Annotated in this window: 7 protein-coding genes; 4 read left to right on the forward strand and 3 right to left on the reverse strand. The window is 64.7% G+C overall.

Annotated features, from left to right (window positions below; genetic code table 11):
• Positions 1-59 precede the first annotated feature (59 nt).
• Genes ACRYLO_RS12555 through ACRYLO_RS12565 form a run of 3 tightly spaced genes read left to right on the forward strand, consistent with a single transcriptional unit; the run spans position 60 to position 6,039 of the window.
• Positions 60-2,462, forward strand: a complete 2,403-nt coding sequence (locus tag ACRYLO_RS12555) for a glycoside hydrolase family 3 N-terminal domain-containing protein (RefSeq protein WP_482660466.1) — start codon at positions 60-62, stop codon at positions 2,460-2,462.
• On the forward strand, positions 2,459-4,840 hold the full coding sequence (locus ACRYLO_RS12560; RefSeq protein WP_482660467.1) for a glycoside hydrolase family 3 N-terminal domain-containing protein: 2,382 nt from the start codon (positions 2,459-2,461) through the stop codon (positions 4,838-4,840). The genes ACRYLO_RS12555 and ACRYLO_RS12560 overlap by 4 nt, the downstream gene beginning before the upstream one ends.
• A 53-nt stretch (positions 4,841-4,893) precedes the next feature.
• Positions 4,894-6,039, forward strand: a complete 1,146-nt coding sequence (locus ACRYLO_RS12565) for an endo-1,4-beta-xylanase (RefSeq protein WP_482660468.1) — start codon at positions 4,894-4,896, stop codon at positions 6,037-6,039.
• Positions 6,040-6,201: 162 nt separating this feature from the next.
• Here ACRYLO_RS12565 and ACRYLO_RS12570 read toward each other — a convergent pair whose 3' ends face one another.
• Positions 6,202-9,549: a TonB-dependent receptor gene (locus ACRYLO_RS12570; RefSeq protein WP_482660469.1), complete on the reverse strand. Its 3,348-nt coding sequence runs from the start codon at positions 9,547-9,549 to the stop codon at positions 6,202-6,204.
• A 186-nt stretch (positions 9,550-9,735) separates the two neighbouring features.
• On the opposite strand from ACRYLO_RS12570, the gene ACRYLO_RS12575 reads away from it, so the two are divergent.
• Positions 9,736-11,238, forward strand: a complete 1,503-nt coding sequence (locus ACRYLO_RS12575; RefSeq protein WP_482660470.1) for a tryptophan halogenase family protein — start codon at positions 9,736-9,738, stop codon at positions 11,236-11,238.
• Positions 11,239-11,365: 127 nt separating this feature from the next.
• Here the strand turns inward: ACRYLO_RS12575 and ACRYLO_RS12580 are convergent, their stop codons facing one another.
• Both ACRYLO_RS12580 and ACRYLO_RS12585 read right to left on the reverse strand, forming a co-directional pair.
• Entirely contained in the window at positions 11,366-12,781 is a 1,416-nt protein-coding gene (locus tag ACRYLO_RS12580) for a sugar porter family MFS transporter (RefSeq protein ID WP_482660471.1), read from the reverse strand.
• A gap of 112 nt (positions 12,782-12,893) precedes the next feature.
• Positions 12,894-13,934, reverse strand: coding sequence for a DUF2332 domain-containing protein (locus tag ACRYLO_RS12585; protein WP_482660472.1), 1,041 nt, complete (start codon positions 13,932-13,934; stop codon positions 12,894-12,896).
• Between the last annotated feature and the right edge of the window lie 40 nt (positions 13,935-13,974).

Raw genomic sequence — 13,974 nt, forward strand, 5'->3', positions numbered from 1 at the left:
CATATCATGGTAGCGCTAACAATAAAGACCGTTTTGCGGTTCGATTCAGGAGAATGAGGATGCGAAAGGCTTGGGTCGCCCTGTTGCTGGCGAGCGTATCGGCAACGCCCGCTGTGATGGCCAATACACCCGCAGCGCCGGCGGCTACCCCCGCGCAGGATCAGGCCCAGCGCCCACCGGCCGACGCGCCCTATCGCAATGCCAAGCTGCCGCTCGAGACCCGCGTCGCCGATCTGCTCGCGCGCATGACGCTGGAGGAAAAGATCGCGCAGATCACGTCGGTCTGGGATACCAAGGTCGAGATTCAGGATGCGCAGGACCGGTTCGATCCGGCCAAGGCGAAAGCCAAGCATCCACACGGTCTGGGCCAGCTCGCCCGACCATCCGACCGCAAGGGTCCGGTGTCGCCGCGGGTCACGCCACCGCGCAGCATTGCCGACAGCATCGCTTATGTGAACGCTGTCCAAAAATGGGCGGTCGAGGACACCCGCCTCGGCATCCCGGTGCTGTTTCATGAAGAGGCGTTGCACGGCCTCGCCGCGCAGGACGCGACCAGCTACCCGCAGTCGATCGGCCTTGCCTCGACCTGGGACCCCGACTTGCTCCGCGAGATCAACAGCGCCATCGCCCGCGAAGTGCGCGCGCGCGGCGTGCATCTGGTCCTCTCCCCCGTCGTCGATGTTGCGCGCGACCCGCGCTGGGGGCGGATCGAGGAAACGTTTGGCGAGGACCCGCACCTCGTCTCCGAAATGGGCGTCGCTGCGGTCGAGGGGCTGCAGGGCACCAACCGCGCCCGCGTGCTCGGCCCGGGCAAGGTGTTTGCCACGCTCAAGCATATGACCGGCCATGGCCAGCCCGAAAGCGGCACCAATATCGGCCCCGCGCCGATCGCCGAGCGGACTCTGCGCGAAGTGTTTTTCCCGCCGTTCGAAGCCGTCGTCACCCGCACCGGGGTCGAGGCGGTGATGGCGAGCTATAACGAGATCGACGGCGTGCCGAGCCATGCCAATAAATGGCTGCTGGGCGACGTGCTGCGCGGCGAATGGAAATTCCCGGGCGCGGTGGTCAGCGATTACTATGCGATCGAGCAGATGGTCGGCATCCACAAGGTAGCGGCGTCCAACGCCGAAGCCGCCAAGCGCGCGCTGGCCGCAGGCGTCGATAGCGAACTGCCCAACGCCACCGCCTATTCGACATTGCTCGACGCGGTGCGCAAGGGCGAGGTGAGTCAGAGCGCGATCGACACCGCCACGTCCCGGATGCTGAGCATCAAGTTCCGCGCCGGGCTGTTCGAAAATCCTTACGCCAAGCTCGCCGATACCAAGATCAACCACAGTCCGGAATCGGTCGCGCTGGCACGCACGGCAGCGGCCAAATCCTTCGTGCTGCTCAAGAATGAAGGCGCGGCGCTGCCGCTGTCGCTCGACACGCAGCAAACGATTGCGGTGATCGGCCCCAATTCGGACGTCGCGCGGCTCGGTGGCTATTATGGCATCCCGCCCGAGACGGTGACCCCGCTACAGGGCATCCGCGCGCTGGTCGGTGACAAGGCGAAGATCGTCCATGCCGAGGGCGTCAAGATCACCGAGGATGACGATTGGTGGGCGGACGAAGTCAAGCTCGCCGACCCGGCCGAGAATCGCAAGCGCATCGCGCAGGCGGTCGAAACCGCGCGCGGGGCGGACACGATCCTGTTGTTCATCGGCGATACCGAACAGACCAGCCGCGAAGGCTGGGCCGACGCGCATCTGGGCGACCGCGCCAGCCTCGACCTAGTCGGCGAGCAGCAGGAACTGTTCGACGCGATGAAGGCGCTGGGCAAGAAGCTGGTCGTCGTCCTCGTCAACGGCCGCCCGCCATCCTATCCCAAGATCGCCGAGCAGGCCGATGCGATCCTCGAAACCTGGTATGGCGGCGAGCAGCAGGGGCATGCCATCGCCGATACGCTGTTCGGGCGCGTCAATCCGGGCGGCAAGCTGCCGGTGACGGTCGCACGCCATGTCGGCCAGTTGCCGATGGTCTATAACGTCAAACCAAGCGCGCAGCGCGGCTATTTGTTCGACACGACCAAGCCGCTGTATCCGTTCGGCTACGGCCTCAGCTACACCCGCTTCACTTTATCCGCGCCACGCCTCTCGGCCACCACGGTCAAGGCGGGCGGTAGCGTCGATGTGCTGGTCGATGTCACCAATGCCGGCGCGCGCGAAGGCGATGAGGTGGTGCAGGTCTATGTTCGCGACAAGGTCGCGTCGGTGACCCGCCCGATCAAGGAGCTGAAGGCGTTTCGCCGCGTGACGCTCAAGCCCGGCGAGACGCGGACGGTGAAGCTCACCCTAGGCCCCGACGCCTTCCATATGTGGAACATCGACATGAAGCGGGTGATCGAACCGGGTGAGTTCGACATCATGACCGGGGCCGATTCCGCGACGCTGCAGACCGTAACGCTGGCGGTGACGCCGTGAAGCGCCGCGCCGCGCTTCGCCTGCTCGCCGGCGCATCGGTTGCGGCTGGGGCGGTTGCGCTGGCACCCGCCGCGCACGCGCTCGCCGCGCCGCTCTACAAGGATGCGCGCGCGCCGATCCCGGCCCGTGTCGCCGATCTGCTCGGTCGCATGACGCTGGAGGAAAAGGTCGGCCAGATGATCGCGATCTGGGCGCGCAAGGAAGAGGTCATGGACGGCCTCGACTTCAACGCGAAGAAGGCGTCTGCGGCCTATCCTAATGGCGTCGGCCATGTCACCCGCCCGTCGGACAAGCGCGGCGTACCGGGGATTACCGGCGCGGCCGGCGGCACCGCTGCGCGCTGGCGCACCCCGCGTGAGACCGTCGACTTCATCAACGCGATGCAGCGCTGGGCGCTCAATGACACGCGGCTCGGCATCCCGGTGCTGTTTCATGAGGAATCGCTGCACGGCTATATGGCGACTGAGGCGACGATGTTCCCGCAGGCGATTGGCCTGGCCGGCGCGTTCGATCGCGATCTGATGCAGCGCGTGCAATCGGTGATTGCGCGAGAGACGCGGGCGCGCGGCGTTCCGTATGTGCTTTCACCGGTGGTCGATATCGTGCGCGATCCCCGTTGGGGGCGGATCGAGGAGACGTTCGGGGAATGCCCGTATCTCGTCGCCGAACTGGGCGTGGCTGCGGTCGAGGGGCTGCAGGGGCCGGGCAAGTTCGACCGCCTCGCCGATGGCAAGGTGTTCGCCACGCTCAAGCACATGACCGGGCATGGCCAGCCCGAGAGCGGCGTCAATGTGGGGCCAGCGCAATTGTCCGAGCGCGAGCTGCGCGAATATTTCTTCCCGCCGTTCCGCGAGATTGTGAAGCGCACCTCGATCGGATCGGTGATGCCGAGCTATAACGAGATCGATGGCGTGCCGAGCCATGCCAACACCTGGTTGCTGGGCGACATATTGCGCGGCGAATGGGGCTTCGATGGGCTGATTTCCAGCGACTATGGTGCGGTCAACGAACTGGACAGCATCCACCATGTCGCCGCCGACCTCGCCGAAACCGCGCGTCTGGCGCTGGCGGCGGGCGTGGACAGCGAGCTGCCCGACGGGATGGCCTATCGCACGCTGGTCGATCAGGTCCGCGCGGGCAAGGTCGAGGTTGCCGCGATCGACCGCGCGGTGGCGCGAATGCTCAGCCTCAAATTCCGCGCCGGACTGTTCGAAAACCCCTATGGCGACGCCGCGCTGGCCGAGCGCATCACCGGCAATGCGGAAGCGCGCGCGCTGGCGCTGGAGGCGGCGCGCAAGTCGCTGTGCCTGCTCACCAATGACGGGACGCTGCCCTTCAGCGAGGGCAAGGTTCGCAAGCTGGCGGTGATCGGCCCCAACCACGCGATCGCGCGGCTGGGCGGCTATTCGAGCGTGCCAAAGCAGACCGTCAGCCTGATCGAGGGGCTGCGCGCGCTGGTCGGCGACAGGGTCGAACTGCTGACCGCGCAGGGCGTGTTCATCACCCAGAGCGAAGACCGCTCGGCGAACGAAGTGCTGCTGGCAGACCCGGGGAAGAACCGCGACCTGATCGCGCAGGCGGTTGAGGTCGCGAAGGGCGCGGATGCGATCGTGCTGGCGATCGGCGATACCGAGCAGACCAGCCGCGAGGGCTTTGCAAAGAATCATCTCGGCGACCGCACCAGCGTCGATATCGTCGGCGAGCAGAATGAACTGGTCGCGGCGATGGCGGCGCTGGGCAAGCCATTGGTGATCGCGGCGATCAATGGCCGCCCACCCAGCTGGCCGAACGTGGTGAGCAAGGCGAACGCGGTGCTCGAATGCTGGTATCCGGGGCAGGAAGGCGGCACCGCGATGGCCGAGGCGCTGTTCGGCCGGATCAATCCGGGCGCAAAGCTGCCGGTCACGGTCATTCGCCATGCGGGGCAGGTTCCGTTCTTCTACAACCACAAGCCATCGGCACGCCGCGGCTACCTGTTCGCCGACAAGTCGCCCTTGTTCCCGTTCGGCCATGGGCTGAGCTACACCAGTTTCGAACTTGGGGAGCCGAAGCTGTCCGCCGCGACGATGCGGCGCGACGGCAGCGTCAGCGTGACGGTCGCGGTGCGCAACACCGGCAAGCGCGCGGGCGATGAGGTGGTGCAGCTTTATATCAGCCGCCGCACTGCTTCGGTGACCCAGCCGGTGTTGCAGCTCAAGGGCTTTGAGCGGGTGACGCTCCAGCCCGGCGAGGCGCGCACCGTCCGCTTCGACCTGCCGTCGGAGACCTTTGCGATCTGGGACGCGAACATGCGCGAGATCGTCGAAGCGGGGGAGGTCGAACTTCGCGTCGGCAACAGCTCCGCGTCGCTCAAATCCGCGCTGCTGACCATTGTCTGAGCCATGCCGACCCGGATGGCACGATGCATGACTGGTAAAACCAAGGAGTCCCGATGAACCCGACCCGTCGCCAGACGCTCGCTGGCATTGCCGCGCTTCCGCTCGTTGCTGCCAGCGCGGCCCGTGCGAACATTTCACCGCCCGGCATCGACGCAGTGGCGCAACGCAAGGGGCGGCGGTTCGGCACTGCGGTTGCCTGGGCACCGCCGGGCGCCGATGCGGCGTCGTTCAACTATCCCGCCTATGCCGAAATCGTCGAGCGCGAATGCGGCGTGATCGTCGCCGAGAACGAGATGAAGTGGCAGGCGCTGCGCCCCTCCCCCACCGAATATCGCTTCGAGCGATTCGACGCGATGGTCGCCTGGGCGCGCAGCAAGAAGCTCGACGTGCGCGGCCACACATTGCTGTGGGCGCGGCCGAAATGGTTTCCCAACTGGCTCAACGATTACGACTTCGGATCGTCGCCCAAAGTGGCGGCAGAGAAGATCCTGACCGATCACGTCCAGACCGTGATGCGCCGCTACAAGGATACGATCCGCAGCTGGGATGTCGTCAACGAAGCGGTCGATCCCGAGACCTCGGGTCTCGTCGAAACGTCGCTGTCCAAGGCGATGGGGGGTGTCGAGCCGGTGCTCGATCTTGCCTTCCACACCGCGCGCGCGGAGATGCCGAACGCAGAGCTGGTCTATAACGACTATATGAGCTGGGAGCCGGGCAACGAAAAGCATCGCGCCGGCGTGCTCAAGCTGCTCGAGGGCTTCCGCAAGCGCAACGTGCCGGTCGATGCACTGGGCATCCAGAGCCATATCGAGATGCTCACGCTTGACCCCGCCACCGGACTTGGCCCGCGGCAGGAGACCGAATGGCGCAAGTTCGTCGATGAAGCGGTGGCGATGGGCTATCGGCTCGTGATCACCGAACTGGACGTCAAGGACAACGCCCTGCCCGGCGATCCCGCCGTGCGCGATGCAGGGGTCGTGGCTTATCTTCGCGCTTATATGGAGTTGATGCTGTCCTACCCGCAGCTGCGCGATGTGCTCGCCTGGGGCATGGTCGACAAATATAGCTGGCTGCAGGGCTTTGCCCCGCGCAAGGACGGGCTGCCGCAGCGTTGCTGCCCCTATGACAGCAGCTTCCGCGCCAAGCCGATGCGGCACGAACTGGAGCGGCTGTTCGCCGAGGCCAAGCCGATCGCCTAAGCGGCAGCGCGGACCCCCCGCGCCCATCAACGAACGACTAAATAGCTGCGCAGCCCGATGCTGCGCAGCTATTTTTTTAGTCCAACGCCCAGTCTTCAGCAGACAAAAAATTGCCGCCGCCCCGGGGAGGGGCGACGGCGGGGAGGTTGGGAAGATCTATCGTTAGAAGCTGAAGCGGATCATGCCGGTGATGCGGCGATCGTTCACATACCAGCCGCGCGGGACGAGCCGGACATCGCCATTCTGGTCGGTCACCGCCGCACTTGTCTTGGTCACCGAGTTGGTCAGGTTCACGCCCTGGATGCCGAGTTTCAGCTGATCGGTGATCGAGATCGTGATCGACGCGTCGAGCTGACCGTAATCCTCCTGGAAGATCGGATCGAACGGCGTGATCACGTCGCGCAGCGTGAGCAGATACTGCGAACGCCAGCTGTACGATGCACGCGCCGACACCGGCCCGATATCGATGAAGGGCGTGATGTTGAACTGGTGTTCGGACAGCCCCTGGAGCGGGAAATTCGCGCCGGTGATCGTCGGCTGGCGACCCGCGGCCACATCCGGATCGGTCTCCGACAACGTGCTCTGCGGCACGCCCTCGCTCGCCACATAGGTGTAGTTGGCTTGCAGGCCGAGACCCTTGAGCGGTCCGGGCAGGAAGTCGAACACCTGCTGATAGGCGATTTCGAAGCCCTTGATCTTGCCCACCGCCTGCGAGTTCACCGGCGTGGTCACGACCGCCTCGAACGTCTGGCCATTGTTGGAGAAGGTCCGGCGCACAGTGTCGTTCGTCAACACGTTGCGCAGTTCCTTGTAGAACAGCGACGCCGTGAGCTGGCCGACCCGCGAGAAGTACCATTCCGCAGTGATGTCGAAACTGTCCGCCTCAGTTGGCAGCAATTCCGGGTTGCCGGCGTTGAACGAGCCCTGGATCAACACCTGACCCGGCGCGATATTGCCGTCGGATCCGAAGGCGCCCGTTCCGGGTGCGGTCGGGGTGACGACCACCGGGATCTGGTTGCCGCTGGCATCGACACGCGGGACTGCAGTGACGCCAACCGGGAAGTAGTTACGCACCAGACCCAGCGAAGGCGGCGAAACGCCCTTCGAATAGGCGGCGCGGAACTGAAGCCCGCCACCGACTTCCAGCTTCAGGTTGAGGCTGGGGAGCCAATACTCATAATCAAGGTCGAAATTGTTCGGCACAATCGCGCCGTTCAGATAAGCCCCGATCTGCGTCAGCTGCGTGGGCGTCAGCGCGCACAGCGTGTTCACCGATCCGCCCGCACCGGTCAGTGCGTTGTTGATCGAGTCCCGACACGTGTCGGTCGTCGGCAGGTTGGTAGCGAAGGGGAATTCGATAAAGCCTTCCGACTTGCGATTGGTCGTCGTGTACCGCACGCCGGCATTACCGCTCAACTTCATGCCGTTGCCGAACTCGCTTCCGAAGCGCAGCATAACGTACGCGGCTTTGTTGATCTCCTGCTGCGGGTTAATTTCACCCGGCGTAAACGGCGTGCCCGCAATCGCGTTGGGGCGATCCGCAAGCGAACGCCACCCGCCATTGATCTGACGTCCGCCGGCACCGGCCACAGTGGGTTCCCACTCGCGATTGATGCGGTTCGCATAGTCGATATAGGCAAGATAACCCGAAGGGGTCGTCGTGTTCGCGGAATAGAAGGGACGGCACTGGCCACCCAGCGGGTTATTGACCGAGCCGCCGAAGAAATTGTCGAAGCAGAACGGCTGAAGGCCCTGCAGCGGCGCACCACCGGTCCCGCCGGTGACATTGTCAACCGGATCGTCTGCCCAGATCGGGCCACCATTGCCCCATTGCTCGCTCAAACGACCCCAGTTGTAAGTCGAGAAGCGCGCCGTCTGATCGCGATCGGCGTACCGCCCACCGACACGGACCGATTCAAAGAAGCTGCCGTCCGGGAAGGACAGTTCAGCGTCGAGGCGGAACGAGTCGGAATTGCCGTCGCTCGCCTCGATATGGTCCATCGCCGAACGGTAGAAGCTGTTATACGGATCCGCGAAGGTCTGATGCGTGCCAGTATAGTAGGACGGGTAATTGGCAGAGCTCCCTGGCGCGCCCGTGCAGGGCAGGCTAGGACAGTTTTGCGGCGCCCGGAATTCGACCGTCGGGAAGTTGCTTCCGTTCAGCCGGATCGCTGCGTCCTGATAAGAGGACAACCACAGACCGTTGTCGATGATGTCGACGAACGAGTCGACATGCTGATAGTCGAAGCTGACGCTGAGATTGTCGGCGACCTGATAGCGGAAGTTGAACGAATAGTCGTCGGTCACCGCCCGCTCGTCATGGTCGCGGCGGATATTGTTGGACTGCAAGCCCAGCGCCGGAGTGCGGATGTCGCCGGCGGTATTCTGGTCGGCGCGCCAGCCGGTCGGGCCGGTGATGACGCCGCTTTCGAACAGGCCCGAAGAGTCAAACACGATCGACGTGCCGTCGCGCGCACGCGAGTCCCCGTTCGACGCAACGTTGTCGGTCGCGATTTCGATCGTGTGTTCGGTCCACGCCTGACGCGCATCGGAGCGCAGAAACTGGAACGTCGCCTCGGCGCGGCGGTCATTGCTGCGCCACTGGGCAGCGGCGGCATAGCCGAAGCGCCGACGCTCAAACTCCTGCGTGCCCATCACCGCACCACGCGGGAACAGGCCGCTGCCGCGCTGCGTCGCGGTGCCGAACGGAATCACGTCGGTGCGGGTGCCGTCCGAATAGATCGGGCGAACGCGGAAGCTCGACACCTGGAACCGGTCGGCGCGCGAGAACAGCTGCGAGTAGGACACGCTGCCAAGCAGGCCGATCTCGCCGATCCCGGTATCCCAGGTGTTGCTGACCACCAGCGCGGCCGTCGGCGATGCCTTTTCGACGAAGTCGGAATAGTTGAGCTCGAGCGAGCCCGCCATCACGAAGCCCTTCTTGTCGAAGGGCAGGCGCGTGCGCAGGTTGACCACGCCGGCGATGCCGCCTTCGATGCGGTCGGCCGACGGGCTCTTGAACACGTCGACGCCGCCGAGCAGTTCGGACGGCACATCGGCGAAGCTCAGCGCACGACCGTTATTCGCGGTGAACGCTTCGCGTCCGTTGAATTCGGAGCGGACATAGGTGAGGCCGCGCACGACGACGCCCGAACCTTCGACCGAGAAGTGGTCGGGATCGACGCCAGCCGCGAAGCGGTTGATCGAGATGCCCGGGATGCGCTGGAGCGTTTCGGTGACCGAGCGGTCAGGCAGCGCGCCGATATCCTCGGCCGTGACCGAGTCGACGATCGTGTCCGACGTCCGCTTGCGCTGCTGTGCGCTTTGCAGCGATTCCCGGAACCCAGTGACCACCACCGTATCCGGATCGGTCGCCTCTTCAGCCGCCGGCGTTTCCTGCGCCGATGCTGCGGTTGGAACTGCTAGCGCTGTCATCAGCGCGGCGGTCGATACTCCGAGACCCCATGCGGCGCGACCTTCAGCGCGCACACGCTTCCGCCAATTCGACATCCATCCCCTCCTCGTTCGAGAGCCTTGGCGGCTCTTCTGCCAGTTACGCCCCGCAAGGTAGCGCTAACATTTATTCGTCTTATGCCAATGCGCAGCTTTCGGCAAGAGATGTTGTGCGCTACCACAAAGAAAATGACGCGAATGTTGCGGCAATGCTGCACGGCGATTTTGGGGAGGGAAAGCAGCGTGGCGGAACGAATCCGGTCGATCGTGATCGTGGGCGGTGGCACTGCGGGGTGGATGACCGCAGCGGCGATGGCGCGCATTCTCGGCCCCGATTATGCGATGATCACATTGGTCGAGTCGGATGCGATCGGCACCGTCGGCGTCGGTGAGGCGACCATTCCCCAGATCGGCACGTTCAACCGCCTGCTCGGTATCGACGAGAATGACTTTGTTCGTCGCACCAAGGGCAGCTTCAAACTGGGGATCGAGTTCGTCGATTGGGGCGGGCTGGGCCGGCGCTATTTCCACCCGTTCGGCAAATATGGCATCGACATGGAGGGCGTGTCGTTCCACGCCTATTGGCAGCGACTGGCGGGTGAGCCGCAATTTTCGAGCGTCGACGCCTTCTCGCTGATGGCGAGCGCCGCGCGCGCCAACCGCTTCATGCCGCCAATCGACGCCGGCAACTCGCCGCTGTCGGGCATCGCCTATGCCTATCATTTCGATGCCGGCCTCTATGCGCTGTACCTGCGCGAACTGGCCGAGAAGATGGGCGTGAAGCGGGTCGAGGGCCGCATCGTCGAGGTCGAACGAAACGGCGAGAGCGGCCATATCGCCGCAGTCGCGCTCGAATCGGGCGAGAAGGTCGCGGGCGAGCTGTTCATCGATTGCTCGGGCTTTGGCGGGTTGCTGATCGGCAAGACTTTGGGCGTTCCCTATATCGACTGGTCCGCGCAACTGCCGTGCAATCGCGCGGTCGCGGTGCCGTGCGCATCGGTGCCGGGCGGGCTGACCCCGTTCACGCGATCGACGGCGCGCAAGGCCGGGTGGCAATGGCGCATCCCGCTGCAGCACCGCACCGGCAACGGCATGGTCTATTGCAGCGACTATATGAGCAATGACGAGGCGGCGGCGACCTTGCTCGCCAATCTGGATGGCGAGGCGCTGGCCGATCCGCGCTTCATCCGTTTCACCACCGGCCATCGCGCACGTTTCTGGGAAGGGAATTGCGTGTCGATCGGTCTGTCGGCGGGTTTCATGGAGCCGCTCGAGTCGACCAGCATCTGGATGATCCAGACGGGCATCGCGCGATTGCTGTCCAACTTCCCGGATTCGACCTTCGCGGAAGCCGAGCGCGCGCGCTACAACCGGCTGATGATCGAGGAGAGCGAACTGATCCGCGACTTCCTGATCCTCCATTATTGCGCGACCGACCGCACCGATTCGCCCTTCTGGGACTATTGCCGGACAATGCCGATCCCCGAGCGGCTGGCGGAAAAGATCCGCGTGTTCGAAAGCTCCGGCCGCTGCTTCCGCGAGCATGAGGAGCTGTTCAACGACACCAGCTGGTTCGCGGTGATGGTGGGCCAGGGGATGCGCTGGGGCCGCCACGATCCGGTCGCCGAGCTGCTGTCGCTGGCCGAGACGCGCGACCGGCTGGCGCATATCGCCGGGGCCGTGGCCAAGTCGGTCGACTATATGCCGGATCATGCCGAGTATATCCGGCAGAATTGCGCGGCGTAGGGCTCTGCGACATTCAACTCTAATCCTCCCCCGCAAGGGGGAGGATTCTTGGACGCCACCGCCAGCACCAAAAAAGAAGGGGCGGGAGTTGCCTCCCGCCCCTGCCCCCTTTTGATGGTCGGCGCGATCAGCCTTCCATGTCCTCAAGCTCGCGGCCCTTGGTCTCTTTCACGAAGCGCTGGACCAGGAAGAAGCTGATCACCGCGCAGACCGCGTAGAAGGTATAGGCACCCGCCAGGCTCCATGTTGCCATCGCCGGGAAGGTCTGGGCGATCAGATAGTTGGCGAACCACTGGAAGAAGCCCGCCACCGCCAGCGCCGATCCACGGATCTGGTTCGGGAACATCTCGCCCAGCATGACCCACATCACCGGGCCCCAGCTGACGTTGAAGAAGATCACGTAGAGATTGGCCGCGACCACCGCGATCATCCCCAGCTCCGACGACAGCGTCAGCTTGCCGGTCGCATCGAGCGAACCCTGGCTGAACGCGAAGACCATCACGAACAGCGTCACTGCCATACCGGCCGAACCGATCAGCAGCAGCGGCTTGCGCCCGATCTTGTCGATCACCGCGATGGTGATGAAGCACGCCGCGATCGAGACCACACCCGACACGATGTTGATCATCAGCGAATCCTGCTCGGTAAAGCCGGCCAGCTGCCACAAGGTCGCACCGTAATAGAAGATCACGTTGATGCCGACGAGCTGCTGGAACACCGCCAGCATGATGCCGACCCATACGATGCTGCGAATGCCGAGGAACCCGCCCTTGCCCTTCGACAATATGTCGCTGAGCCGGGGGTTGTGATCGGTCGAGAAGCTCGCCTTGATCTCACCCAGCTTGGCGGTGCCGGCTTCCGTGCCGAACAGGCTGGTGAGCACGGTCAGCGCCTCGGCATCGCGGCCCTTGGCGACGAGGTAGCGCGGGCTTTCCGGGATGAAGAACAGCGCGATCAGGAACACGGCGGCAGGCAGCGCCTGCATCAGATACATCCAGCGCCACGCCTCGATATCTGCCCAGAACAAGGCGAGCGACGAGCCGGCCGCCTGGGCGAGATAATAGTTCACCACGAACGCCGCGGTCAGGCCGGTGATGATCATCACCTGCTGCACCGTGGTCATCCGCCCGCGAATATTCGCCGGGGCGACTTCGGAGATATAGGCGGGCGACAGCACCGATGCCGCGCCCACGGCCATGCCGCCGACGATACGGGCGATGACAAAGATCGTCTGGTCGTGCGCAAAACCCTGCACCAGCGCGCCGACGAGGAACAGAACTGCCGCCAGCCGCATCACATTGCGGCGGCCCATCTTGTCCGCCAGCGTGCCGGCGAAGAACGCCCCGATGAAGCAACCGATCAGCAGCGAGCCGACGGTGAACCCCAAGGTTGTGTCGTTGAGCGTGAAGGCGGATTTGAGCCCGTCCTGCGTGCCGTTAACGGCACCGCTGTCGTAGCCGAATAGCAAACCCCCGATTGTCGCGACCGCGACAATCGCAAAGACGAGGCCGGTATTGGCCTGCGTGGACGATGAACCACTCAACGCGCTTCTCCCTCTCCCTGACGCGGTACGTCCGCGCTTATGTTAGCGCTACCTAAGCGGGAAACCGCGTCGGGCGCAAGAGCGGAGATGTTGCGCGGAATCGGGCCCGGATTCAGCCGTGCCAGTCGAACCATTCGCCATAGGGGTGACAGGTCGCGAGCACCCGCCGTGTGCCATCGGGCCAGCAGGTCAGCGCCAGCTCGACCCGCTCGCGCCCCGGCGTCCATTCCAGGCTCAGCCACGCCAGCGGACGTGCAGCACGCGCCCGCGCTCCCGCAGCATGGATCGCATCGATCACCGAATTGCGCGCCGCCGGACCAAGATATTGCAGCACCATCGAGTGAAACACGACCCGGCACACGCCATCGGCCTGGGGCTGGGCAAGCTGATCGGGCAGCCACGCCGTCGCGTCGCCGCGCGTCAGCTTCGGCGGGTGCGCCCGCGCGATCCGCAGGGCCGCCTTGAGCCGTTCGATCCGTCGGGGCTGGTCGGCCCAGACGAACGACAACAGGCGCTCACGCGATGCGCGATTTTGTGCGTCGAGCGGATTGAGATCGACGCCGCGGGCAGCGACCACGTCGATCGGTGCCATTACGGGGTTCATCCCGCGCCATTCCGGCGCGATCCGCACCGGGGAATCGAGGTCTCCTGCAACGATATCGCCCAGCTCATAGCAGTAGCGTGCCAAGTTGAGATTGAGGCCGCAGCTCGACCCGATTTCCAGCAGTTCCACCGGCATATCGATACGCACGCGCAGCGCCATCAGCGCCGCAGCAAAGCCGGCGGCGCGCGCCACTTCGTTGGTCTGGGTCGGGGCGTGCATCCAGCCGACGATGAACCGGTCATGCGTGGTGAGCGCGGTGCCGATCGCACGGTCGAACTCAGCATGATCGTGCTGGTAAAGCGCGCTCAGGTCGGCAACGTCGCCGCGCCGCGCGAGCGCATGCAGCGCCGCGTTGAACCGCATCGCCAGCGCCGCCGCCGACGGATCATCGGGCCACCCATCGATCAGCGCTGCGGTCTGCGGCGCGCGGTGCAACTGGCGGTCCCCCGCTTCCAGCACCGAAGCAACGAACTCGGAGCCGAGGGCGCGGATGAACCGAGACTGGCGGCGCAGCTCGCCTTGCGAGCCGACGCGCGTCATCATGTTCATTCGACTTCCCCTGCCCGCGCGACTGGCGGCTTACGCTGCA

The organism is Sphingomonas sp. SDUR79, from assembly GCF_056821745.1.